Origin of the sequence: Haloferula luteola (assembly GCF_014201715.1) — a bacterium.
GTDB classification, from domain to species: domain Bacteria; phylum Verrucomicrobiota; class Verrucomicrobiia; order Verrucomicrobiales; family Akkermansiaceae; genus Haloferula; species Haloferula luteola.
The window spans coordinates 217,948-242,873 of record NZ_JACHFD010000005.1; the positions used below are offsets into that span (position 1 = coordinate 217,948).

At 56.9% G+C, this 24,926-nt stretch carries 22 protein-coding genes and 1 pseudogene; 13 read left to right on the top strand and 10 right to left on the bottom strand.

From position 1 onward, the window contains the following. Positions 1–4: 4 nt before the first annotated feature. Entirely contained in the window at positions 5–1,378 is a 1,374-nt protein-coding gene (locus HNR46_RS07045) for a sigma-54-dependent transcriptional regulator (protein ID WP_184017198.1), read from the bottom strand. Positions 1,379–1,446: 68 nt separating this feature from the next. Beyond that, positions 1,447–2,616 (bottom strand): sensor histidine kinase, encoded by a 1,170-nt coding sequence (locus HNR46_RS07050; RefSeq protein WP_184017200.1) that lies wholly within the window; start codon positions 2,614–2,616, stop codon positions 1,447–1,449. Between the two features lie 42 nt (positions 2,617–2,658). On the opposite strand from HNR46_RS07050, the gene cutA reads away from it, so the two are divergent. Further along, positions 2,659–2,976, top strand: a complete 318-nt coding sequence (cutA, locus tag HNR46_RS07055; RefSeq protein WP_184017202.1) for a divalent-cation tolerance protein CutA — start codon at positions 2,659–2,661, stop codon at positions 2,974–2,976. Here the strand turns inward: cutA and HNR46_RS07060 are convergent. From HNR46_RS07060 to HNR46_RS07075, 4 genes are read right to left on the bottom strand one after another with little or no spacing between them, the layout of a single operon-like run. Beyond that, positions 2,966–3,241, bottom strand: coding sequence for an acylphosphatase (locus HNR46_RS07060; RefSeq protein ID WP_184017204.1), 276 nt, complete (start codon positions 3,239–3,241; stop codon positions 2,966–2,968). The two genes, cutA and HNR46_RS07060, sit on opposite strands and share 11 nt — an antisense overlap. Next, on the bottom strand, positions 3,238–3,831 hold the full coding sequence (locus HNR46_RS07065) for a MarC family protein (RefSeq protein ID WP_184017206.1): 594 nt from the start codon (positions 3,829–3,831) through the stop codon (positions 3,238–3,240). Before HNR46_RS07065 ends, HNR46_RS07060 begins: the two co-directional genes overlap by 4 nt. Continuing rightward, a complete protein-coding gene (locus tag HNR46_RS07070) occupies positions 3,828–5,099 on the bottom strand; it encodes a hypothetical protein (RefSeq protein ID WP_184017208.1) in 1,272 nt (423 codons plus the stop codon). Before HNR46_RS07070 ends, HNR46_RS07065 begins: the two co-directional genes overlap by 4 nt. A 14-nt stretch (positions 5,100–5,113) precedes the next feature. Then, on the bottom strand, positions 5,114–5,710 hold the full coding sequence (locus tag HNR46_RS07075; RefSeq protein ID WP_184017210.1) for a hypothetical protein: 597 nt from the start codon (positions 5,708–5,710) through the stop codon (positions 5,114–5,116). A gap of 57 nt (positions 5,711–5,767) precedes the next feature. On the opposite strand from HNR46_RS07075, the gene folP reads away from it, so the two are divergent. After that, positions 5,768–6,607 carry a dihydropteroate synthase gene (gene folP / locus HNR46_RS07080; protein ID WP_184017212.1) on the top strand — a complete coding sequence of 280 codons (840 nt, stop codon included), beginning with the start codon at positions 5,768–5,770 and terminating at the stop codon, positions 6,605–6,607. Here folP and HNR46_RS07085 read toward each other — a convergent pair whose 3' ends face one another. Further along, the gene (locus HNR46_RS07085) at positions 6,608–7,720 is read right to left on the bottom strand and encodes a phosphopentomutase (protein ID WP_184017214.1); all 1,113 of its coding nucleotides are present in this window, start codon (positions 7,718–7,720) and stop codon (positions 6,608–6,610) included. It lies immediately after the preceding gene. 142 nt (positions 7,721–7,862) lie between these two features. Here HNR46_RS07085 and rpsN point away from each other — a divergent pair, with 142 nt between their 5' ends. The 3 genes from rpsN (at position 7,863) to HNR46_RS07100 (ending at position 9,895) form a co-directional block, all read left to right on the top strand. After that, on the top strand, positions 7,863–8,132 hold the full coding sequence (gene rpsN, locus HNR46_RS07090; protein WP_184017216.1) for a 30S ribosomal protein S14: 270 nt from the start codon (positions 7,863–7,865) through the stop codon (positions 8,130–8,132). Positions 8,133–8,194: 62 nt separating this feature from the next. Next, the gene (locus HNR46_RS07095) at positions 8,195–8,455 is read left to right on the top strand and encodes an FmdB family zinc ribbon protein (RefSeq protein ID WP_184017218.1); all 261 of its coding nucleotides are present in this window, start codon (positions 8,195–8,197) and stop codon (positions 8,453–8,455) included. Between the two features lie 6 nt (positions 8,456–8,461). Further along, on the top strand, positions 8,462–9,895 hold the full coding sequence (locus HNR46_RS07100) for a hemolysin family protein (protein WP_184017220.1): 1,434 nt from the start codon (positions 8,462–8,464) through the stop codon (positions 9,893–9,895). 14 nt (positions 9,896–9,909) lie between these two features. Here the strand turns inward: HNR46_RS07100 and HNR46_RS07105 are convergent, their stop codons facing one another. From HNR46_RS07105 to HNR46_RS07115, 3 genes are read right to left on the bottom strand one after another with little or no spacing between them, the layout of a single operon-like run. Beyond that, positions 9,910–10,668, bottom strand: a complete 759-nt coding sequence (locus HNR46_RS07105) for a methyltransferase domain-containing protein (RefSeq protein WP_184017222.1) — start codon at positions 10,666–10,668, stop codon at positions 9,910–9,912. 57 nt (positions 10,669–10,725) lie between these two features. Further along, positions 10,726–12,408: a DUF4407 domain-containing protein gene (locus tag HNR46_RS07110; protein ID WP_184017224.1), complete on the bottom strand. Its 1,683-nt coding sequence runs from the start codon at positions 12,406–12,408 to the stop codon at positions 10,726–10,728. 50 nt (positions 12,409–12,458) lie between these two features. Next, the gene (locus HNR46_RS07115) at positions 12,459–14,363 is read right to left on the bottom strand and encodes a cation:proton antiporter (protein WP_184017226.1); all 1,905 of its coding nucleotides are present in this window, start codon (positions 14,361–14,363) and stop codon (positions 12,459–12,461) included. Positions 14,364–14,507: 144 nt separating this feature from the next. Here HNR46_RS07115 and HNR46_RS07120 point away from each other — a divergent pair, with 144 nt between their 5' ends. From HNR46_RS07120 to HNR46_RS07155, 8 genes and pseudogenes are all read left to right on the top strand, one after another. Continuing rightward, on the top strand, positions 14,508–15,221 hold the full coding sequence (locus HNR46_RS07120) for a hypothetical protein (protein ID WP_184017228.1): 714 nt from the start codon (positions 14,508–14,510) through the stop codon (positions 15,219–15,221). A gap of 49 nt (positions 15,222–15,270) precedes the next feature. Continuing rightward, complete coding sequence (dgt, locus tag HNR46_RS07125) at positions 15,271–16,563, top strand: dGTP triphosphohydrolase (protein WP_184017230.1); 1,293 nt, start codon at positions 15,271–15,273, stop codon at positions 16,561–16,563. 283 nt (positions 16,564–16,846) lie between these two features. Further along, complete coding sequence (locus tag HNR46_RS07130; RefSeq protein ID WP_221285053.1) at positions 16,847–19,783, top strand: thrombospondin type 3 repeat-containing protein; 2,937 nt, start codon at positions 16,847–16,849, stop codon at positions 19,781–19,783. Next, on the top strand, positions 19,752–20,729 hold the full coding sequence (locus tag HNR46_RS07135; protein ID WP_184017234.1) for a hypothetical protein: 978 nt from the start codon (positions 19,752–19,754) through the stop codon (positions 20,727–20,729). Before HNR46_RS07130 ends, HNR46_RS07135 begins: the two co-directional genes overlap by 32 nt. Positions 20,730–20,749: 20 nt before the next feature. Continuing rightward, the gene (locus HNR46_RS07140) at positions 20,750–21,658 is read left to right on the top strand and encodes a hypothetical protein (RefSeq protein ID WP_184017236.1); all 909 of its coding nucleotides are present in this window, start codon (positions 20,750–20,752) and stop codon (positions 21,656–21,658) included. 83 nt (positions 21,659–21,741) lie between these two features. Continuing rightward, positions 21,742–22,650 carry a hypothetical protein gene (locus tag HNR46_RS07145; RefSeq protein WP_184017238.1) on the top strand — a complete coding sequence of 303 codons (909 nt, stop codon included), beginning with the start codon at positions 21,742–21,744 and terminating at the stop codon, positions 22,648–22,650. A gap of 88 nt (positions 22,651–22,738) precedes the next feature. Further along, entirely contained in the window at positions 22,739–23,635 is an 897-nt protein-coding gene (locus HNR46_RS07150; protein ID WP_184017240.1) for a hypothetical protein, read from the top strand. A 546-nt stretch (positions 23,636–24,181) separates the two neighbouring features. After that, positions 24,182–24,926: pseudogene (locus HNR46_RS07155) on the top strand (hypothetical protein); the annotation flags it as partial.

The following is a 24,926-nucleotide window of genomic DNA, read 5'->3' on the forward strand; positions in this document are numbered from 1 at the left end:
GGAATCAGAGCCCCATTTCCTTGAGCTTGCGCTGAAGGGTGCGGCGACTGATGCCAAGAAGCTCGGCGGCCCGGGTGCGGTTGTCCTCGGCCTCGGCCAAGGCGGCCCGGATCGTCTGAGCTTCGAGGGCATGCAAGTTGAATTCCCGGGGAGCGGCAAGGTGGATTTTGCCGGGAAGGTCTCCGCTGGCAGGTGGAGGGGGCGGGGGCTCCCGCAGGAGGCTGGAAGGGAGGTGCTTGAGGTCGATGACGGGATCGTTGGACATGACGACTCCGTGTTCGATGGCGGTGCGCAGTTCACGGACGTTTCCCGGCCACGGATAGTGGCGGAGGGCGGCCATGGCGGCATCGGACAAGGGTTTGACGGGGCGTCCGTTTTCTTCGGCGAATTCTTTGAGAAATCGGCCTGCGAGGAGCACCACATCCTCCGCGCGCTGCCGCAGGGGGGGCATTTCGATGCGCACCACATTGAGTCGGAAGAAGAGGTCTTCGCGAAAGTCTCCGGAAGCAACGAGAGCGGCGAGATCTTTGTTGGTGGCGGCGACGACCCGTACATCCACCTTGATGGTGGAATTGGAGCCGACGCGTTCGATAGTTCTTTCGGAGAGGGCGCGGAGGAGTTTGACCTGAGTGGAGGCGTCGATTTCGCCGATTTCATCGAGGAATAAGGTGCCTCCGTCGGCTTGTTCGAAACGGCCGATGCGGCGTTGAGCAGCTCCGGTGAAGGCTCCCTTTTCGTGACCGAAAAGCTCGGATTCGAGGAGCTGGGGGGAGAGTGCGGCGCAGTGGACGATGACGAGTTTGTCTGCCGGCCGTCCTGAAAGGCTATGGACGGCGTGGGCAACGACTTCCTTGCCGGTGCCGCTTTCGCCTTCAATGAGGACGGTGGCCCGGGTCGGGGCGACCTGTTTCACGGTTTCGACGACGCGGCGGATGGCCGGAGATTTTCCAACGAGTCGTCCGAGGCCTGCGGGATCAGGGACTTGCTGGCGGAGTTGCTGGTTTTCGACTTCGAGGCGCTGATTGCGGAGGGCTCGCTTGAGGAGCATTTCCACCTCGTCGAGGTTGAGGGGCTTGGTGACGAAGTGCCAGGCGCCGCGGCGCATGGCTTCGACGGCTGTGTCTACCGAGCCATAGGCGGTCATCATGATCGCGACCGGGGGCTGGGGTAGGGCAAGGGCATCGTCGAGGATTTCCATGCCGGAGTCGCCGCCGAGGCGAAGGTCGGTGAGCAGGAGGTCCGGGGTATCGGCCTTGAGAATGGCTTTGGCCTCCTCGCGGTTGGAGGCGACGATGACGTCGAATTCCTCTTCCAGGGCGGCACGGAGGCCGTCTCGGGTGGCTTTTTCGTCGTCGACGATCAGAAGCGTGGGGGTCATGGCGGAGGGTTGCGCAGGATGGCGCGAGCAAGAGGTGATGAGGTGCCGGTCTCTCGGTGGGCGGAGATTCAATCGATGTCGATGATCCCGGTGGTGTCCTCGAGGAGGCGAACGGGGCGGGGCCCGCGTGGGAGGTGGATGGAAATGGTGGTGCCGACGTCCGGCTCGGATTCGATTTCGATTTCACCGCCATGGCTGCGCACGACCCGCCGGACGATCAGGAGTCCGAGCCCCGTTCCCGATTGTTTGGTGGTTTGGTAGGGTTCGAACAGCGAGCCCATTTGTTCCGGGGAGATGCCACTTCCGTTGTCGATGAATGAGATACGGGATTCGTAGTCATTGGCGAAGGTGGCGATGCGAATGTGCCCGTTTTTGCCGCGGATCGCCTGATAGGCATTGCGGAGAAGGTTGTAGAAAACTTGCTGGAATTGGGAGGGATCGATTTCGAGGCGTGGAAAATCGGAAGCGAGATCGAGCTCAACGGCGATGCCACGAGAGGCGAGTTCGGGTTCCAGGAGCCGGAGGGTTTCGTGGAGGAGGGCGAGGGTATCCGTGGATTCGCGGTGGGGAGTGCTCGGTCGAATCGCCTCCAAGAATTGTCGCAAAATGGTATCGAGGCGCTGGATTTCTCGGCGGGCGGTATCGAGATGCTCTTCGAGGGGGGCGCGATCTCCTGGGGGGAGTTTGCGGAGCTTCCGGGCGAGCAGTTGGAGATGGATGTCGAGCGAGTTGAGGGGGTTGCCAATTTCATGGGCGACCCCGGCAGCAAGCAGGGTGAGGGCATTGAGTCGTTCGCTCTCAAGGGTGTCTTCCGCTTCACGGCGGGTCGCGGTCTGGTCGCGGACGAGCATGACCCAGCCGAAGGAGCCTGTCCCTTTGGGGGTGGCGATCGGGGAGAGGTAGAAATTGAGGTAGCGGTTTTCGGGATAGAAGACTTCGAGGTCTCGGGAAACGGTCTTCCCGGGTTTGGCGAGGGTGGAAAAGTCGAGCCCGGGAACGCGACGTTGCAAGGACTGTCCAATCACCTCGTCGTCGAGGCCGAAGAATTTTTGGGCGGCACCATTGATGAAGGTGACCAAGCCATCCTCGTCGAGGACGATGACTCCTTCGTGGAGGGCCTCGAAGACTTGTTCAAGGAAGCCTTTTTCCCGAATCAGGCGGGATAGCAGTTGCTGCGCCTCGATGGGGTCGATGCGGTCAAGGCGGGCCAGGAGCTTTTCAAGGAAGCCGGATTTCAACTCGAAGTTGGACGTTTCAAGTTTTCAGGTTCAAGTCACCTCATGACTGAGGTTCTTGTGGTGCTTTGTACCTTTCCCCATGGGGAATCGGCGCGACAGATTGGCGCGGCTCTGGTGGAAAAGCAAGTGGCCGCCTGTGTCAACCTGCTGCCCGTGGTGATGTCGATCTACCAGTGGGAGGGAAAAACCTGCGAAGAGGCGGAGGTGCTGGCAGTGATCAAGACGACTCGGGCCGCCTATCCGGAGTTGCAGGCGGCGCTGCTGGCGGTCCATCCCTATGAGACTCCCGAAGTAGTGGCACTGCCAGTCGTGGATGGGTCGCCGGGGTATTTGGAATGGGTGATGGGGATCAACCGGTGATCGAGAAGCCTTTCACTCCTTCCAGTGGAGGGATGTTTTTGACGTGCATGCCCTTGATGTTGTGTGCCATTGGGCTTTCTTCTGCGATTTCTTGGATGAAATCTTCGACTTCACCGGATTCTCCCATGACTTCGAGTTCCACGGTGCCCTCGGGGAGATTTCGCACGGTGCCGACGACTTCGAAGCCTTTGGCGAGATCCTTGCAGGTATAGCGGAAGCCGACGCCTTGGACGCGGCCTTCAAAGGTGACTCGGCGAGCGATCATGAAAGGAGGGTGGATTGGTATTGGGCCATGCCGTTGAGGAACATTTGCACGGCAATCAGGATGAGGAGGAGGCCCATCAGGCGTTCGAGGGCACGAGTGCCCTTTTTTCCGAGAAAGCGCATGAGGGTGGGTGAAAGGAGGAGAATGACTGACGAGGCGAGCCAAGCAAGCCCGAGAGCGAGGGCGATGGCGGGGAGGTCGTCCGGATGCTTGGAGGTGGTGAGAAGGAGGAGCGCAATGGCGGAGGGACCGGCGAACATCGGGACGGCCATGGGGACGATGAACGGTTCCTCATCTTCCTCTTCATGAAGCAGGCTGCGCGCCGGGAACAGCATGCCGAGGGCAATGAGGAAGAGAATGATGCCGCCGGAGATACTCAGGGTGGCAGGGTGAAGACCGAGAAAGCTCAGAAGGTGCCGACCAAGCAGCAGAAATAACACCATCACGCCCAGCGCGATCAGCATTTCCCGCACGAGGACAGGACGCCGCCGGTGCTCGGGAAGCTTGGACAGAAGGGAATGGAAGACCGCGACATTGCCAAAGGGATCGAATACCAAAAAGAACGTGGCGGCGAGGGACAGGAGATTCATTCCGGACTGTGGTGGGTGAAGCGAACGCGGGTGGGGGTGGGGGTTTCCACCGAAATGCGGCTTCCATCGGGTGCGATCGCGGTTTCTCCCTCAGCGGGGTCGGTATCGGATTGGGCGAGGAAACCCGCCATGATGCGACCGGCTTCGGCGACCCGGGTGGCGGCGTCGGGAGTGGCCAGTTCGATCTCCCAATCGAGATCGAGTTGAGTGTCGGACCGGGCGACGAGGCGATAGCGGTCGCCCTTCCAAGCGGCGGCAGGCTCCAGCCATGGAGCGTCGCCTGGGTTGAGGGTTTCGAGCCACAGTTCGAGGCCGAGGCGACCGGCGCTTTCTTCGAGGACCAAGGTGCCGGAGAGCTCGGGGAATTCCAGGGCGATGGGGGTTTCGCCAGGTTGAGGGTAGAGCTGGGCGGTGAGGAGCGGCGGCGAGTGAAGAACGGGGGCGAGGGCGTCGCGGTTGAGGTGTCGTTCGGCGAACGGTAAGCCCACACGCGACGGGAAAGTGGCAAGACCCCGGATGTAAGCGGGAAGGCTGGCGAGGAGGTCCCCTGCGTCGTTGTTGCGGTTCTGACTACCCGTGAAGCCGATCCCGAGGGCTTGGCGGGCGAGGAAGCGATTTTCCAAGGCCAAGGCGGTCCCGTGGTGGAGGGCTTCACGGGAACGGTCCGGCTCGTCTCCCGAATAGCCGGGAGCGGGGGGATAATGTTGGTGAAGTAGGATGCGCACGAGAACCCGGAGAAGGGCTCCTTGGTCAGGGATGCTGGTGGGTTCGTATTGATCGGTTACCCATCCGTCGCCCGTTTGGTCGTCGAACCAAGAGCGGGCACCCAGGCTGCGAGTGGCGGCCAATTGAGGGGCGAACAGATCATCGGGGCCCAAGAGTCCCATCAGTCGCCAGGCCTGCTGACGGTGATCGAGTGAATTCGGGGGAAATCGCGATTCGATCGAAGCGATCACGCGGCCGCGAAGTTCTTCGAAGGCGACGCGGTGGACTACGGGAGAGCTCCGGAACTCAAGGCCCAGTGCGTCTTCCACATAGTGTTCGAGCGCGGTCGGGACTTCAATTTCCCCTCCCCCCTGGGCGAGGGAGCGCAGGCTGTCGTTTTCCGAGCGGAGGAGTTGGATTTCCGACTCCAACTCGCGGATGCGGGTCGCGTTCTCCTCCTGGAGGCCCGTATCCGCAGCTTTCTTCCACTGAAGGCCTTGGAGAAGGCCGCCAGCGCCGGTCGCCGCGCCCACGAGCAAGGCGAGTAAGGTAGGGGGGCGCATGCCGTCGATGAACCTTAGCGCCTGAGCGGTTTGGCGTTCGGGTTGGCGGGGCTGACTTCCTCGAGTTCGTTCAAGTTAGGAAGCGCCTGAACTTCGGGGACCACCCCTTTGCCGAAGACTTCTTCAGCCGTTTTGCCCTTGATCAGGGTCATGCCCACGGGGAGCTCGGCAGTGCCGTCCGGCTTGTACTTGTAAATAAACATGTGCACCGGCATCTCGTTTTTGCTGCCGGGAAAGAATCGCTTGACGCGGACATCATAGAGGAGCTCCTGAACCAACTTGCCAAGGGTCGGTCCCGGGCGCTTCGAGTAGCCGAAGGAGGTCTTGTAGAGCTTGTTGCCGAGGCCGTCGTAGATGTCGCATTTCAGGGGGTTGCCCTTGTCGTCAAGACGATAGACGGTCTTCAGAGTGAGGTTGTGGGCGCCTGCTGAATAGGTGGACTTGATCAGGGTGCGCTCGTCCTTGCCGCGCTCGAATCGGGTCTCGGACCCGTCTTCATTGCGTTTCACCCGAGCGAAAGGTCCTTTGATGTCGATGCCTGGGAGGCCTTGAGCGATGGCGTGAGTCCCCAGCAGAAGAGCAAAGAGCGCGCAAAGAATCGGGCGGGTCATGGGCGCGGAGATTAGTGCTTGGCCTTGGCGGGGGCAAGAAGGCATTCCGGGGGCGGCATGTGGTGGAAATCCCGCGGAAAATCGCTCGATCTGAGCCGCCGTGCGGCGGTGATGGGCATCTTGAATGTCACTCCCGATTCGTTCTCCGACGGGGGGCGTCACGACGCACCCGCCGGTGCATGGCGGCGTGCGAAGGAGATGATCGCGGAAGGCGTGGACATCATCGATATCGGAGGGGAATCGACTCGGCCGGGGGCCGCCCCGGTCGACGCCGACGATGAAATTGCCCGAATCCTTCCCGTGATTCAGGCACTAAGGAAACGGTGGAGCGGATGGATTTCGATCGATACGATGAAACCCGAGGTAGCGCGAGCGGCCTTGGCGGCGGGAGCTGATATCGTCAATGACGTCACGGGTCTCCGCGAACCGGCCATGGTGGAGCTGTGTCGGGAAACCGGTTGCGGCGTGGTGGTGATGCACATGAAAGGTGAGCCGCGGACCATGCAGCAAGCGCCCCATTACGAGGATGTGGTGGCGGAGGTGCGGGAGTTTTTCCAGCTCCGGCACGCAGAGTTGCGAGCGGCAGGGATTTCCGAAGAGGCATTGGTGTATGATCCCGGTATCGGCTTTGGGAAAACACTGGAGCACAACCTGGCGCTTCTTCGGGCGACGTCCACGTTGGCTCCTCATGGTCGGCCGCTTCTGATCGGCCTATCGCGCAAGGCGTTCATCGGAAAGTTGCTGGAAGGGGGAGAGCCCCTGGACCGAGACTGGGCGACGGTGGCTTTCACCGCTTGGACGCGAGAGGAAGGTGCCATCATTCACCGAGTCCACGAGGTGCGGCGCAATCGCGAGGCACTGCGGATGGTAGAAGCCGTTCTGGAAATCGCGAGCTAGTCAGGAGGGAGGAAGAAAAGCGACTTCGAGCAGGCGGGCCACCTCGGAGAACGTCGGATTCTCTCGGATGGGGGCGGCATGGCGCGTCAGCAGGGGAACCTGCTCCCGGGTATGATCGGTTCCCGCGTGATAGGGATCGTTGCCGTGGTCGGCGGTGATGATGAGGAGATCGTTCGCTTCGATCTTAGGCAAAAAGGTGCCCAGCCAGGTGTCGAACTCGATCAGGCATCGGGCGTACCCATCGGGATCGCGGCGGTGACCGTAGAGCGTGTCAAAATCCACCAGGTTGGCAAAAACCAGACCATCCACGCGCTCCGACCACAAGCGCTCGATGGTCGCCATGCCGGCGGCATTCGAAGGGGTGGGGTGGCTGTGAGTGATGCCCGATCCTGCAAAAATGTCGTGGATTTTGCCAATGCCGTGGACGGGAACGCCGGCGGCGGTGAGGCGGTTGAGAACGGTTTCCGGCGGCTGGAGCGAGTAGTCGTGCCGATGGCTCGTGCGTTGGAATCCATTCGTGGGGTCGCCCACGAACGGGCGGGCGATCACGCGGCCGATGCGGCAATTTCGGCGGTCGAGAACCGCTCGGGCATCGCGACACCATTGTTGGAGACGTTCGAGCCCGAAGATGTGGGGATCTTCATGGGCGGCGATCTGCAGGACCGAATCCGCGCTGGTGTAGAGGATGGGTTGGCCGGTGCGAAAATGCTCGGCGCCTAATCGAGCCAGGATCTCAGTGCCGGAGGCGGCTTCATTTCCAAGGAATGAGCGGCCACCGATTTGTTCCAGTTCGGCAACCAAGTCTTCGGGGAAGCGCTCGAAGGTCGCAAATGGCTCGGTCAGCTGGGCGCCCATCAGCTCCCAATGACCAGTGGTCGTGTCCTTGCCGGCGGAAAGCTCGGTCAGCCTCGCGGCGTTCTTCTCCTGAAGTTTCGAGGGGAAGGGTGGGTTGAGGAGATCGTCGAGTCCGAGCGAAGCCAGGTGGGGCCAGGCGAGGTTGGGGATTCTTTCTCGCAAATGGCCGAGGGTGTTGGCTCCTTTGTCGCCAAAGTCGGCAGCGTCGGGGGCATGGCCGCACCCTACGGAATCAAGGACGATGCAAAGCGCTCGCATGGGATCGATTTCGACCCGAGAGAGAGCGAAAATCAATTTCCAAGCGAAGGGAGACAGAGGAGAAAACCGAGCGGGAATTTGGAAAAAACCCGATTTTGGCTTGCATTGGGCCTGCCATCGGGTATCCACCGCGCCCCGAATTATGGCTAAGAAAAGCTGGATTGCCCGCAACGATCGCAAGAAGCGCACGGTCGCGAAGTACGCTGTGCTGCGTCGCAAGCTCAAGGACGAGAAGGATTACATCGGTCTCACGATGCTCCCTCGCGACGCTAGCCCGACCCGGCTGGCCAATCGTTGTGAGTATTCCGGTCGTCGCCGCGCCTTCATTCGCCGGTTCCGTCTTTCCCGGATCAGCTTCCGTGAATTGGCTTCGCACGGGATGATTCCCGGTGTGACCAAGTCGAGCTGGTGACCTGGCGCAGATTGCGCTAGTGATTCGCGGGAGGCGGTAATAGCCCGTTCTCCCGCATTGTCATGCCCATCTACGAATACGTTTCTGAAAACCCGGAAGATCCTGAGCGATCTTGCCGGATCTGCCGCAAAGGGTTCGAGCTTCGACGCCCCATTGATCGGGCACCCTTGGAGAAATGCCTCGCCTGCCGGAATCCCGTCAGGAAGGTGATCTCTCGCGTCAATACCCCCAAGATTGCCAAGCCGCTCTCCGTGAGCGATGCCAAGGCGGCGGGCTTCACGATCCTCGAGAAGCGCGACCAAGGGGTTTATGAGAAGCTTTAACCGGCGATGAATCTCTTTTTCTCTCCGGCCATCTGGGCCGTGACCCTGCACGAGGTCTCGACGGAATATCCGTCGCCCCTCAAGATCGTCATCTATTTGCTGGGGATCTTCTTCTTCCTTTTGCTCAACGCGTTCTTCGTCGCGTCCGAGTTTGCCATCGTCAAAGTCCGGCCCAGCCAGCTGGAAACGGTGGAAGAGGAAACACCTGGAAAAGCGCGGCGGGCCATCAGTGTGGTGGCGAAGCTGGATGGCTACCTTTCTGCCAACCAATTGGGCATCACGATTGCCTCGCTGATGCTGGGTTTCCTTGGCGAGCCGTTCATCAGTGCGTTGGTGTCTCCTACCTTGTGGAACCTAGGGGTCCCTCCAGAGGTTCAGATCTGGGGATTCAATGTCGAATTGATCAAGTGGGTCTCGTTGGTCTTTGCGATCGTGACTTTCACCTTCATGCACGTGGTGATTGGTGAGCTGCTGCCCAAGTCGATTGCCATTCGCAAGGCGCTGGCGACCACGCTGTTGTTGGCCAAGCCGCTGCATCTGTTTTATCGTTCGTTCCACTGGGCCATTCGGATCCTCAATGGTACGGCCAACTTTTTGCTGAAGAAGCTCTTTCGCATCGATCCTATCAGCGAAGGCGAGCACATTCACTCGGCCGAGGAGTTGGCTCTGTTGGTCACGCAAAGTGGCGAAGCGTTGGAGGTGACGGAAACCGAGCAGGAGATTGCCATTGCGGCTCTGGAGTTGAATGAGATTTGGGTGCGTGACGTGATGACGCCTCGGCAGGATGTCGTGGTGTTGGATGCGGACGAGCCTTTCGAAAAGGCTTTGGAGATTGCCCGTCGGACTCGCCATACACGCTTCCCCTTGGTGAAAGGGGGCCACCTCGATCACCATATTGGACAGATCCATATCAAGGATGTGCTCGATCTTGTGGGGCAGTCCGACCCAGATCTGATGCGGATCAAGCGCGAGCTCAAAATGGTGCCCGATACCATGCCGCTCGACACGCTATTGAAGTTCTTCCTCAAGGAGCGACAGCACTTGGCCTTGGCGGTGGATGAATTCGGCACTCCCGTAGGCATCGTTTTCCTCGACAATGTGATCGAGGAAATCGTTGGCGACATTCAGGACGAATTCGACAACGAACGCCCCGACTTCGTGCGGATCGGCGAGGAGGAATTCGTGGTCGACGGCACGATGACGTTGAATGATCTCTCCGATCTGGCTGAAGAGCTTGAGCTGGAGAGCGGTGAGGTGACCACGATTGGTGGCTACATCACCCAACAACTGGGGCGTTTCCCGGAAGTGGGAGAAACGATGGAAATCGAAGGCTGGGAAGCCAAAGTCACCAGCACGGATGGGCGCCGAGTGGGGCAAATCCATTTTCGCAAGCTGGAGCCCGCGGTGACCGAGGAGATCGCTTCCGACGAACAGGAATAAAAATCCTCGTCGCGCTACTCCACCGACTCGACGAAGCTCCGTGCGACGAGGGTGAGGATCTGACTGTCTTCGTCGACGGGCAGTTCCTCATCAAAGTCGGCCACGGCATTTTCGACGGAGAAGCCGGCATCTGTGAGGAGTCGCTGCAGCTGGCGCGGAGTGAACCAGCGGACGGTTTGCTCGGAGAAATGTTCCTGCGTGCCTGTGGGGTCAGTCAGACTATAGTGGTGCTCACGGCGTAGGATGCGTGCTTTGCGATCGATCTGGTGGCGGGTGTGAACGCTGGCCCGTCGGCCATCGGGGAGAGAGGTTTCGTGATCCAGATACCACTCGTTTTCGGGCAACTCGCGGTGGATCTCCGCCATCGGGATGAAGACCGTGAGATAGAGGAGGCCGGCAGGTTGGAGGAGTTTTTGAAAGTGGGCGAGGGTCGCCGCAGGGTCCTCGGCGAGTTGGAAGGTGAAGGCGGGAACGAAAAGAGATGCGTAGGTCTTGCCAGGAGCAAAGCGACTCATATCGCCGTGGTGAAGAACCGGTTCCAAGCCGCAGTCGGAGGCGCTTTGACGACAGAGCGCCAACATGTCCTCGGAGTTATCGAGGCCTTCGATGCGACAGCCCTTTTGCAGCAATGGGAGAAGCAAGCGGCCTGATCCACAACCTATTTCCAGAGCGGGCTCCTCGAGGAGGTTTTCGATCCAATGAAGCTCGGGAGTGTCCTCATCCGCCCAAAAGGCATCGTGCAGCAGGGCTTCGAGGGAGGTGTAAGTGTTCACGGAACGGATGAACCGTGAACGGGCGCCTGCCGCCAAGGACGAATCGCACCCGCGGGGTCAGGCTTGGCCGCCGGCGAAAAAGATTTCCATGCGCCGGTGGAGGTCGTCGTAGAAGCGCTTCTTCATGGCGTCGAGGGCGGCGAGTTTCTCGGGGCCTGCGTGAGCGTGAGCTTCCTGTTCGAGCTTCATGCGTTCGGCGAAAGATCGTTCCATCTCGATCAGGGAATCGAGGAATTCCCGTGCGGCACGCGAGTGCTCGACGCCATCGACGAGGGCATTTTCGAGGGACTTATTGCGGGTCACGGCGATCAAATTGCCCGCGGCCAGTTGGGACATGTAGCGGCTGTGGCTTTTCTGAAAGGCTTCGTGCTCGGCGGCAAAGACGGTTTCATCTCGGTCGAGCAACCGATCGTAAGGCCCCGGCTTGGTGAAAAATTTCACGACCAATGGGATGGTATCCACCAGCATGAAGAGTGCGGTGAGGATGAGGTAGGTGGAGAAGGCGAATTGGCCCCCTTCGGCGCCCTGTTCGAAAAGTTGATGGAGGGCGAGCGTCTGGGTGAGGATGTCGCGGCGAGGTTCGGCTTGAATGGCATCGATGCGCTCTCGTTCTTCCCGGGACAGCTGGTCCAGTTCGCTTTGGGCGGTTTTGAGTTCGGAATTACGGGTTTCGATCTGGACGTCGAGCGCCTCGCGGACGGCATTTTGTTGGGTGACGAAGGCGTCGGCTTGGTTTTGTTCAACTTGATGTCGAAGCGTGGCAACGCGTGCAGCTTCGGCCTGATTGGCGGCTTCGATCTCGGCGAGACGGGCTTCAAAAGCGTTGAGTGCTTGTTTTTCTGCTTCGCGTGCTTGGGTTTGAAGCGTGGCTTTCTCGGCAGTCAGATGCTCAAGAAGAGAGGCGAGGCGCTTGGTTTCTTCGCGGCGCGGTTCGAGTTGATCGGCCTTGATGGAGCGTGCGCGTGGCCCCTCGCCGACGAGTCCGGATCGTTGGCCATTGAGTTCCCGCTCATATTCGGACTGCCAGAAGGTGAGGTCGGTTTGGGCTTGGGTGAACTGAGGGGTGAGTTCATCGAGCTGGGAATCGATCGCGTCCAAGCGGGTGCGGAAGGGAGCGGTGGCTTCTTCCGTAGCGGACTTCAGTTCGGACTGCTGTTCGGAAGTCAGTCCCGGAATCGCCGCCGTAGGGTCGGTTTTCTCCTGAAGGATGAATTTGGCGTCGTAGGTTTCCAGGCGGTCTTGTTGGAGCTTGGCAATTTTCTCCTCCAAGGTGTCCATGCCCTGCCGGACTTCATTTTTGCGGGTCCCGAAACGATCCCGTTCGGCTTCCATTTCTGTCGCCCGATCGTCCTCAATGACCGAAGTCACGGTGTCGCGAAACAGGAGCAAAACCAAGGGGTGGGCGATGGTCAGGCCCATCAGCACAGCGACGCCAAGGCGCAATGCGAACTGGGAAAGCTTGCGCGTCCACGAGAGGAAGGGCCGGTAACCGGCGAGCAGCGCACGGTCGATCGTGAGAATGATGAAGGCCCACACCGTGGCCACCGGGTAGATGACCTTGGGTTGATCGGTGAGGGTTGAGAGCGCGTAGGCGCAGGCAATGAAAGCAAAGGCACAAGGCACCAGCACGGTGGCCCCAAAGGCCACATATTTCCGCTGTTCCCAATGGGGGCATTGCTCAAGGGTCTCGGTGCCGGCACCGGACAGCCAGAAGAAGAGGCGTTTCAGGGAGGTGGACATGGTTGGACGGAGTGGAACGGAATCCATACGCGCCACGTCCGAACCATGTATCATCCCTCCACGGAGCTGGAAGGAGGGGTGGGCGTGGGCGCATCGGGAACCAGCACATACAGCGTGGTGCCGGCGGCGAGTTTTTCAATTTCCCGAGGTGCAGGTCGAAGGCCTTTGGCGGAGTCGCTCAGAAAGAGCACGATCGCTGAGCTGTCCGCATAGGTCTTCTGGAAATCCTCGAAGCCAAATTTCTCGGTGAGATGGGATTTCTTCACGACAGCTCCGGAGTGGGCGAGTTGCTGAAGCCGAGGGTGGCCGGGCGCTCCAGTGAAGCAATTCTGCACCCGGATTTCCGAGGAGGTTGCCGTGCGGTGATGCGCACTGTGGTCGGACGGTGCCAACTGCCAGACGTGAGCTCGGCCGAACTGGTGAATGAACCTTTGGGCGGCGATCGAATTGACTTCGTCGTTGGGCGTACCTGCGACCAAGGAGCCGATCCCATTGAAATCGAGTTCTTCTTCCGCGAATTCGGAGAGGATATTGGCGCGATGGGCTTCCAATCCCATCAGCTTGGAGGCGGCGATGTTGGAGTAGTTGGTATCGAGCAGCATCACCCGGTGACCGTCGTCGTGCAGTGCCTTGGCGACCAAGCGGGCCCAGGCATCGGCCCCGGCGAAGAGAATGCCAGTGGGATTTCTGGAGGCTAGTCCGAGGGCCCGCGCCAAGGGAGAGGCGGCGAGACCGTAGACGGCGACGGTTCCAATGATGACCAGGAAGATCAGGGCGGTGAGTTCCTGCGACTGGCTGGCGATGGTGGGGCCCAATTCGCCGAAACGGCCATGGCGCGCTGCCATTTCAAATTCCAGCGCGAAGACGGATGCTACGGCCGCGGCGACGATCCCACGCGGTGCCAAAAAGGCCAAGAAGGTGCGTTCCTTAAGAGTCGTTTGCTTGGAGGAGAACAGAGAGCCGAAAACCGAGAGTGGGCGCCCGATGAAAATCAGGAAGGCGAGCAGGGCCATTCCTTTGCCGAATGCCCCGGACAATTCATCGAGCGAAATGCGTCCGGAAAGGACGATGAACAACGAGGAAATGATCAGCGTGCGCAGGTTTTCTTTGAACTCGAGAATATGGCGAACGGAAGCGGACTTTTGGTTGGCAAGGACGACCCCCAGCACGGTGACCGTGAGAAGCCCCGCTTCTTTCTCGACCTGATTGGACAAGGTGAAGGCGACGGCCACCACTGCGAGGAGAAAGACCGGCTGCAAGTAGTCGGGGATCCAATGCCGGCGCAGCAACTGTTCCACGATCTTGCCGAGAATGTAGCCGCCGATGCAGCCGACCAAGGCCATTTTGGCGACAGCCCATAACACTTCGGACCATGCCGCATCAGCGCTGCTGGAGCGGGAAATCAGAAAAATCAACACCCCCAGAATCGCTCCGATCGGGTCAACGACGATCCCTTCCCACTTGAAAATGGACGCCATTTTTCGGGTGGGATTCACGTGGCGCAAGAGTGGCGCGATCACCGTTGGCCCCGTCACGGTAAGAATCGCCCCAATGAGGGCGGACAAGCGGATGTCGTAGCCCAAAACCATGCTCATGAACCCCGTGGTGAGAGCGAAGGAAATGACCACTGCCAGGGTGCAAAGGCGGAGAATCGGAAGTCCTGACTCCCGAAGCTCGCTCAACTTCAGCGTGAGACCTCCTTCGAAGAGAATGATCGCCACGAATAGCCCCACGGCAGAAAGCAATGGAGAGCCGTGGCCTTCTCCGGCGGCCAGGAAGTTGTCGATGCGGACTCCAGTGAATTGGCCGAGACCAAATCCAAATGCGAGCAGGAGAAGAATCGACGGCAGCTTGAACCGCCACGCACACCATTGGGCTGCGACCCCGAGGGCGAGGATGAGGGTCAGGTAGACCAGCGCGGACATCGGAGCCGAGGAGGCGAGGAGGGAGGGCATGCGCGCCCATCTTGGAGTCGCTCGGGTTCCGAAGCTAACGGAAAATCACCAACGCCTCGTTTCCCCTACGCCATCAGTTACCTACGTCAAGGAGTAGGCGAAAGATCCTTTCCAGGGGATGAAAGTTTACTTAAGTAAACGGTCATGCCATCGCCCGACTCTTTCACCGACCCTTCCGAGCGCATGAAGGCGCTGTTCGATGCCGCGATTCGCAGCCCCGAGCTTTCCGCGACCCAGAAGACTTTTGAGCCGCCGTCGACCCCGGCACCTGCTCCCGTTCCCGCCCAAGCCTTCGTGGCTCCTGCTCCAGTGGAGGCCCCCCAAGCCCGCCAAACTCCGCATCCCGCTCCATCACCCGCGGTATCGCACGTGGAGACGGATACCGAACTGACGGCGATGCTTGAGGAACGGAATTCCAAGCTGGAGAAAAAGAAAGGTCGCGCCCGGGTGCTGGCAAACCTCGCCTTGCTGCTGCTGGTCGTGGCTCCGGCAACCGCGGTGATGGTCCATCCCGGTCTGCGCGCCAAGTTCGACTGGTTGGTGCAAAACCTCGGCAAAGGCATGGACGATGTGAAATCGATGGCCGATACCAAGGACTCCTACGATCAGGCGCTCGACCGAATCTCTTCGCGGGGTGATCAGATTGATGACGCGACTCGGGCCTTGGGGGGAGATCCCAATTCCGTTGTCCCGGGAGAAGATCCGGAAATGAAACAAGAGATGGCGGAATTCATGGGTGAGGAGGCGGAAGGATTCGATCGCCGTCGGGCCGGATTGGAGAAAATGGGCTTTGTTGCCAAAAAACTGACCGGCATGGACGAGGAGAAACCGGCCGAATCGACTTCGGAGTCCCATTAATCCCGCTTTTTCCCTGACGTTCCGCTGCTTCCGGCGCTAATCACCGGGCATGCGGAACCGCTTTTACACGGCCTTCGATCTTCACCGGCATTCAGGGCGGGAAGATACCGGCGATTACCGGACTCCGTTTCAAATCGATCGGGATCGAGTTCTGCATACCCCTGCCTTCCGACGCCTTCAGAACAAAACGCAGGTTTTCTGGAGTGGGGAATACGACTTCTATCGGACCCGCCTCACGCATTCCTTGGAGGTGGCGCAAATCGGCCGTTCGATCTGTCATTGGTTGCGACATTCGAGCGATCGTCTGAGCGACGATTTCTTCATTGATCCGGATCTCGTCGAGGCCGCATGCCTATCGCATGATCTCGGACACCCCCCTTTCGGCCATGCGGGGGAGCGGACTTTGAATCATTTGATGGCGGACTGGGGCGGTTTCGAGGGCAATGCCCAAACTCTCAGACTCCTCACCGAAAGGATTTTTTCAGCGAAGCGTTCCGGCATGGATCCCACTCGGGCATTTGCCGATTCGGTGCTGAAATACAAATCGTTATGGAGTGAGCTGAAACGACTCCAGCAGCAGGCGCCGAAGAATCATTTTCTCTACGACGAGCAGGTGAGTTGGCTCGATTGGGTGCTGGACGGTCACGATTTTCCCCCGGAGTTCCCTCCCGGCGAGGACCGCGACGGATGGAAGTCCATCGAATGTCAGGTCATGGATTGGGCGGATGATACGGCCTATTCCCTCAACGATCTCGCGGATAGTGTGCGGGCCGGCTTTTTGACCCGGGAACGCATCGAGCGATGGGCGGAATCCCGTGAAATCGAGGTCGCAGGGGGGAGCCCGTTGGGGGATTTGCTCGAAGCAATGAGGAGGCAGAAAGTCGATCCCTTCGTCGGCAGCCGAATTGGCCGATCCGTCAAAGCCGTGACCTTACGCGACCGAGTCGGCTTTCTCAGTGAGGCCACCCAGCGCTATCGTTATGAACTGGAGATCGACCCCCAGGTCCGTGCGGAGTGCGAAATCTTCAAGCGTTTGGCATTCGAAGTGGTGTTCCTCTCTCCCCAACTCAAGCAATTGGAGCACAAGGGAAGCCACCTCCTGCGCGGTCTCTGGGAAGTCCTCGAAACCCGCTATGTTCGAGGCGAGGCGATTGATGGGCAGAAGTTTCAACTCTTACCGGAGGAGGTTGCCTTGGAGCTGGAGCGAACCTCGCGTCCGGCGGCGCGTGCCCGACTCGTCTGTGATTACCTCGCTGAAATGACGGATGGGGAAGCCGTAAGAACGTACAAACGTTTGTTCACCCCCGACTTTGGATCGATCGGCGATTGGGTCGGGCCATGACCCACGAATGGCGGCCGAGGTTTCAAGTCGACACTGCGATGGGGGGCATTTCCTCGTGATCGGAGGCGAAAAGGGAAGGTAACGGCTGGAAATCCCATAGGGAAGCATGGCCCGGCGAAACTCTCTTCGGTGTTTTGGGTGTTTGTAAGTCATTCACCAAGAAAGGTCTTGAGGGATGCGGGGGCTGTGTGGTGAGGTGATGGAGTCCGATGAAGTGGAAGAGGGGCGGTGGCGTTTCCTCCTCTCATGTCGTTCTCCCCTATCCACAAAATCTCCCCCTCCCATGATGACTCGATGGTTCGCCCAGGTGGGCTGGCTCGTCGCGGGTTGCCTGGCTTCGGTCGTTCAGGCGGCTTCCGCTCCCTTGCCCTTCTTCGAATGGCGTTCGATGCTGGCGACGGACGGATCTGTTCAAACGAGCTTGGTATTCCGGTCCACCCCCGGAGTGTTGTATCGTTTCGAAGTGTCACAGGACCTCCAAACATGGACGACATTCGGCACCCCGATCTATGGGCTCGGGCACGAGCATGCCTTGGCATTGTTGGAGACATCTCCGGCTCCCTCCACGCCCCCTAACCCTTCTTGGGCCGAAGGATGGGCGGCCACTCCAGTCTCCTTGCAACTGCAGTCGGGGGAAAGCGGAGGCTGGGTGGCAACTTGGCGCTGGTTGGAAGACGAGCGTTTGCTGAGTCGAAGTGGGGAGGGGGATCTGGACCCAGCTTGGCAGAGTGTGCCTCTCTTCAGTCGCTCGGGGCAGGGATTTGCTTTCTATCTCTTCCATCCGGGAGGGACGGCCTCCGCTCCATCGGTGGAGATGGAGCCTTTATCGGGAGCAGATGAAGAGTTTTGGGAGGCGCTGGCGGACGCCATGCCATCGATGAATGAGGAAGTGGCGCTTGTGCCGGTCGAAAGTGCCCTGGCACCACCTCCAGCCCCTCCCGATCCCGAAGCACGACGTTTTGTCCGCATGCGCCTCGATCCGGAGCTGGACTCGGACGGAGATGGAGTGTTCGACGCCGACGAATTTGCGATGGCGGCGGATCCCCAGCATCCCGATTCCGACCTGGCGGATCCATTTTCCGCCGACCGCGATGGCAATGGAGAGCCGGACGGTTGGTCCCTCGATACGGACGGTGACGGGATTCCTGACATCGAAGATTCCAACCGCCACGATCCGCAAATTCATTGGCGCTCAACCTCCGCCCCCCGCTTCGCCATCTTTCAATTGCCGCCCGCCCTCGATCCTGCGGGAAATCAGGACACCCCCCTCCAGTTGACCCATGGAGGAGCCGTTCTCTATCAGAGAGGGACATGGTTTGCCGGAGCCTATCACCCCCTCCATCTCGGAGTGCCCAGCGCAGGCCACCTGGATCAAGCCCGCCCACTGGCAATGAATGAAAAGGGGCAGATCTTGGGCCATGGTACCGTCACCTATGGCGAACCTGCGGAGGTGTATGTGGATGAAAAATGCTGGTGGCCGACTCCACAATCTCCTCCGCAGCGCTTTGGAGATCAGGGGGTGATGTGGACCACCCAGGACGATTGGAGTTCCCAGTTCACGGCGCGAATGGGTCGACTCTCCGATGCGGGACAATTCTTTGGGGACTACGCCGTGATGACGGCGCTGCCCGATGGTGGCTACGAAGAGTCCCACCAAGGGAATGCGCTGTGGACGCTTCCGGAAAAGGGGAGCTTCCCGACAGCCATGCTCGGGAAAACGACTCCGACGCTGATTTTGGATGACAGTCACTACTGGACCTACGAAGCGCCCGATGGCGGGAAAACGACGTGGTATCAACCCGGGGGCCAAAAGGTCTTCGCGAAGCGACTGGCACGGGCCTTCGTCCGCAATCCCGGGGGAACTTACACGGGGTTGTTCTATCCGGATCACTGCATGATTCAATCCACCGCTGATGCCAGCAGTGATTGGAAGGGCAGTCAGGAGTTGGCCCGTTGCACGGGGTTCAGTGAGCAGGGCTGGGCGCTCGTCCCGCAGGGCGAGGTTCTGGACGGGCCTGCAGGGCTCCAATATCGAAGGGACCGGCTTTGGGCGAATGGACAGACGCTTTCCCTCCTTGATGCCGCCCCGGGCATGGATGGCGAGTGGCGGGTCTCTACCATGAATTCCAAGGGCGGTCTCCTCATGAATCGTCAGGACCCCGTTTCTGGGGACACCCATGGCGCGGTGGGAATTCCCGTGGAAATTGAGGACGATGCATTTGCCACCGGGGTAGACGCCATCTCGGTGACGGCGAAAGAACCCGATGCGGCCTGTGAGGGGCGGGTGTGGGTGATGGTGCCTGCGGAGGCGACTGAAGCTCCCAAGTTTCGGATCCGAACCACTGCCTCCTTGTTGGCTCCTCTGACACTCATCAATCAGGGTCCCTGGACCTGGGGTGCGCAGGGCACTGAGGTTCCCTTGACCCAAACCGAAACGGAAATCTCGGTGGCTTCCGCAGCGACCACGAGTGGCGACTACCACGCTCGTCTGCGAGCCGGGACTCAAGATTCCCTCTCTCAGCCGCTGGGCATCAAAGTGATGAAAAAGAGGACTTTGAAAGTCAATGTGTGGAGAATAAGATCGCAAATTGGTAATGCTGTTGTAGCTCCTCCTGAACTGACCAAGTTTAAGGTGGATACTATGCTGAATCGAGTATTCCTGAATCAGGTGAATTTAGATTTTCAATCCTCTGTTTTCGATGTGACACTGTCATTTGATAATGTTGGGTCCTTAGGAAGTATGCCTGATGATGGGAATATTGGTTCGCTAGATATAAGTCAAGATTTTGGAATTGAAGCATTCGATATCCGTTCGAAGATAGGATTGGGTCTCGAAGATTCAGATGCGGTGGTCAACGTTTTTGTGGTGGGGGGAGTGCTAAGTATCCGTGTCCCGGGAGCGGGATATGATTTTGTGAGTTATGCAAAGGCGGATATTGCGCGTCGGCATTGTTGGATAATTGGATTGCAAGTTTCTGAGGGCGAAATAATGAGATCGATGTGCCACGAAATAGGGCATATTCTCATTGGTCCAGGTCATCCCGATGTTGCCTCTAATAGGGGTCCTGCACCATTACTAGGAACTGATCAATCTCGTAGATTGATGTGCTCAGGAAAGCTGCGCCAGGTGGATGGGACTGGCGTGCTGCTAGTGAAAAAGGAATGGGATCTGATTGATATCAGTTTAAATGAAATTCTTGAATTGGAGGGTGTTGAATGAAATGAAACTTGGTTCATGTCTGTGCATCTTGGGGCAATTGATGCTTGCGTGCCCAGTGTTGGCTAACCCCGAGGAGAGTGATCGAGGGGATTTGATGCGGAGTTCATTTGCATATTTAAAGAATGGTGCGGAAGAGGCAAAAGTGAACCCGACAATTGAAAATGTTGGTGGTTTGGCCCGAGGTATTCGCAAGCTGGGGGAGAAGAGTATCTACCCCCATGAGGATCGTGAAAAAGTAAGGGCGAGCCTGATTGAGTCGATCATGATGATCCCGAATTTTGAGTCCTTTCTGATTGAGGGGCTCGAAGTCAAGAAATTGGAATGGAGATCGGGAATTGGATATCCTCACGAGTATGATGTCGAAAGAGTCAATGTCGTGAAGACTCTAGAAGCCATACCTGCTCCCGGGTCCGTTCGAGCCTTGGGTGAGCTTCTTTTCGATGATTCTGGAGTTCCTTATCCGATAGAAGAAAATCCTGATTCGTGGTCACCTCCAGAGAACCCCGTTCTTGCCATGAGAGCTCTTACCGAAATCCTTGAGAATCCACCCCTTGATGCGGGGGAACTGACACCGCTTGAGGAGGTTCGAATTCAGCTTGAAGCATGGCGATCATGGTTTGATCAAGTGAGGGCGGGACGTCGTTCATTTCGACTCAAAGGGAGTCTCCAAAGTTACACGCTTGCGAATCCTACCGATCAAAAGCGGCCACCCGCATGGGAGACGCAAAGAGTAAATTCAAATCGGAGAAGCATATCTGAACGGCGCTCAACTGAGGCGGTGAATTCCCCGGATTCGGAGAGTAATCAGCGGAGTGTAAAAATTAAGTATTTGATTTTGATGGTCGTGGGGTTTGCTTTCGTGTGCCATGTCTTGATTGTGCGGTGTTATAAAATAAAAAAATTGAAAGGTGAGCTAGTTAAAAGGGGGGCTCGACGAGAAGGATGATAGGCGGTAATTCATATTCGGTGACTTCAGTTTTATGGTTTGCTTTTTTGTTGGGTGGGTTTTGTCTCGATGTTGCGAAAGGCGAAGTTTCAAATCCTATGACGGAATCAAAAGCTTCTGTCCTCGATGCCTGGGAAAAGTTGGCTGAGAACATTGAAAGTAACCCCAGCGATCAGGAATTTGAAACGCTTGCCCGAGGCGCTCGAGGGCTCCGAAAATCCAATTTTCCCGATGATCGACGCCTTGAGGTCAACTTCAAGCTTCGAGAAGCGATCCTGAAGATTCCTGATTTTGAAAAGCGCCTGATGAAACAGTTAGAAGAAAAGCGCGCTGCATGGGAAAAGTCAAAAAACTATGATCAAGGCTATGACTCCGAGCGAATCCGTATTATACAAACGTTTCAGGTATTGCCTGACCCGAGATCAGTGGAAGCATTAGGTACCCTTCTCTTCGACGATTCTGGAGTTCCATTTCCCATCGAAAGCAACCCGGACTCATCGTCTCCTCCAGAAAACCCAATTTTCGCAATGATCGCCTTAGCAACCATGTTAGAGGATCCACCTTTTCAGGTTAACGAGACCACTCCTGTTGAGGTGCTTCGTGCTCAGAAAGAAGTTTGGAGATTATGGTTTGAAGAGGTTGAATCAGGTAAACGATCCTTCCGCTTCAAGGGCGATCCGCGATCGTATCATTTGGATCCTAGCAGAGGTGAGGATTGGGATTCCGATACCCAAGATCGCAATAACGTTGAGCTTCGGCCACCTCTGTTGCAGCGTTTGAATCATAGCTCCTTCAGAGAGGGCGAAGATGGTTATGGGGATGAGCGACTTCCAGGATTGAAACGGAGATTCTTTGTTATTCTTCTTGTGGCTGCTAGTTGGGTTGGATTGGGTTTGGCGTATAAAGCAAGAAAAAAGTCGATGATGTGAGAAGATGTTTCTAAAAATGGGTGATTGTGGTGAAGTGAATGACCGGAAATTCGATTCAGCTTTGAATTGATTTGATCTTGGATATGGATGGGGTGCTCATTAGTTTTATGTGTGTTTTGATGACCTGTCCTTTATTAGGCGATGGGGAGGTCGAGCTCGATGCCTGGAACGGGAAATTGGACGAATGGGAAGAGCTTGCCGATCGCTATGCTAAATCGGCTAATCCAAAAGATGGTGAAACAGTCGAGCGGGGGATAAGAACACTCCGAGAGCCATGGGGTGGCCCTCCTCAAGAGCTTATCGAAAGGCTTGATCAAGTTCATCAAAAGTTGGTATTAGCGCTGCTGAGTGATTCAGACGTTATTGATAGTTATGAAGAGGAAATCTCTAATGCGAGAGCGCAGTGGAGAGGATCTGATCAAGCATTGTGGGAGAGCAGGAATGCGTATTTCAATCGCTGTAAAACCGTGATCTCAACACTTGGGAATCTTCCTGATCCTAAAAGTATTCGAGTCCTTGGAGAGCTTTTGAATGACACAGAAGCGATTTGGATGCCGGATAGTGACGAGATGTTTGGTCCAAATTCTCGCCCAGCTCTGTTGGGGCTTAAAAACCTAGTAGCTGATGGGCCTGAGGATAGCGATGATGTGATCTATGGCTCTTCGATAGACCGAACTGCTTGGATGAATTGGTTTCAGCAAGTGAAACAAGGAAAGCGGACCTTTCGATTCAAGGGAAAGATGCAAGCCTTCAATTTGAGAGGACCAGTAGCAAAAGAGCTTCATCCGCCGTTCGAAAAGGGAGATTTTCCAGTTCCTCGAAAGTCGCTGGATGAAAGATTATCAACTTTCCCTAGTTCTAGGGTATTATCCGAGAAAGCCAATGCCGATCAAAGATCTTTATGGGTGATGATCGCATCTGGACTAGGAGGGCTTGCCCTGGGGTTGGGAGCTTTTTTATTCATTGGACGTCATTGGAGGAAATTTCGGTAATCGAAATGCTTATTGGCTTCTTAGGATGTTTATCGCGAGTCGATCTCCGGGTCGAAATTTTCAAGAAGTATATAATTGAATTGTGATCATGAGTTGGGCGTTCATGATGTATCTTGTTATTGCGGAACCGATCGTGAAGGGGCTTGATGAGTGCGAGTGGTCCAAAAGATTCGATGAATGGAGGAGTCTAACGGCGGAATACCAGAAAAAACCAACGGATGTAAATCGTGACCTTCTAGCATTAACTATCCGGAATATGGCAAGGGGTTGGGGCGGTCCTCCGGAGGAACTTCAGGCAGAAAAGACCGAAGTTCAGGAAGAAATGATTGAAGTTCTCATGGGGAATCCAGAGAATTTGTTGTTCTTTGAAAGCGAAATCAAAGAAGCTAAGAGAAAATGGTCTCAATCCGATCAGTCCAGCTATGAGGAAAGAAAGGAATATTATTCTCGATGTGAGAACTCTATTTCCATTTTGGGCTTTCTGCCTGATCCGCGATCAGTTCGTGTTTTGGGTGAGCTTTTGACGGATACTCAGGCATTTTGGACGTCAGAAGGAGAGGAGGTTCTCGGCCCGAATTGTCGTTACGCAATGGCCGGATTGAAGTCTCTCATTGAAGACGGCCCAGAATCGAGTGATGATCCCATTTACGGAAAGGTCATCGACCGTAATGCGTGGATCCATTGGTATGATCAGGTTAAATCCGGAAATCGAACATTCCGATTTCGTGGAAGTGATCAATTTTACTCACTTCAAGGTCCAGTGGATAAGGCTCTTGGCTCCTATTTGGAACCGGGTTCTCTTCCAACGCGGCGAGATTCGATAAAAGATAGATTTTCAAGAAATTGGGAAAGTCACAAGTTTGAGAAAAGGGACGCGAAATTGAGGGGATTTGGGTTGATATATCTGGGTGTAGGATTCAGTGTTATTGTATTGGGGTTTATTGTATATAAGAAGATTCATGATTTTAAAGTTGGGCGATCATAATTGATGTATTTCATTGTTGGTGGATTCGTTGAATAGACTAGTGAATGAGGTATTCCGTCATCGCGAGGTTGATGGGTGTTTTGAGTTTAGAACGAATTTCCTAAATTGTCCGATATTTGAGCGCGATGAATCGACTGGCTATGTGTATGGTGGTTTTGTCATGGATTCCAGATCTCAGTGGGGAGGACCGGAAGGATTGGGTCATGGAGTCGAGTTCGATTCAGAGTTCATATGACTATCTGAGGAGTAGTGCGGAAGAGGCAAAAGCGAACCCGACAATTGAAAATGTTGGTGGTTTGGCCCGAGGTATTCGCAAGCTGGGGGAGAAGAGTATCTACCCCCATGAGGATCGTGAAAAAGTAAGGGCGAGCCTGATTGAGTCGATCATGATGATCTCGAATTTTGAGTCCTTTCTGATTGAGGGGCTCGAAGTCAAGAAATTGGAATGGAGATCGGGAAGTGGATATCCTCACGAGTATGATGTCGAAAGAGTCAATGTCGTGAAGACTCTAGAAGCCATACCTGCTCCCGGGTCCGTTCGAGGGGATGTCCCTCAGATCGTTAGAATCGGTGGCATCCATGGGTCACGACTACGATGCCGCAGGTCGTCGCGAACTCACCCGCCGCGAAGACGGCACCTGGTGGACCTACGGCTACAACACCCGCTCTGAAGTCACCGCCGCCGCCAAACACGCCACGACCAGTGCCCTTGTGCCCGGGCTGGAATTCAGCTACAGTTACGATGGCATGGGAAATCGGACCAACTCCAGCGCGGGTAGTGGCAGCGGCATGGCCATTCGTGGGTTCACACCCAATGCCCTCAACCAGTATTCTACCCTGACCAACAACGCCAAGTTGAACCTCCTGGTGCGTTCCGATGCGGCCATCACCGCGACCGCGAGTCGAGGCCCTCACAATGGGATCGATGTCCAAGGCCAATTCTACGGAATTCGGCAAACCGCCAATAACGCGGGAAATGGCAAGGTGGTTACTACCAACGTCACCCGTAGTGGAGGAGGCACCTCTCAGGTGAAGACCTGGGTTCCGCCCAATAGCCTGACTCCGACCTATGACGCGGGAGGAAAGCTCCTCAAAGACGGACGCTGGGACTACACTTGGGATGGAGAAAGCCGAATTGTGAAGATGGTTTCCTCTGGTTCGGCGAAGAATGCCGGTGCGCCGAATATTACCCTGAGATTCGCCTACGATTGGATGGGGCGTCGTATTGGCAAATCGATCACGGAAGGCACGTCCACCACCCACGAATCCTACGCTTACGATGGCTGGAATC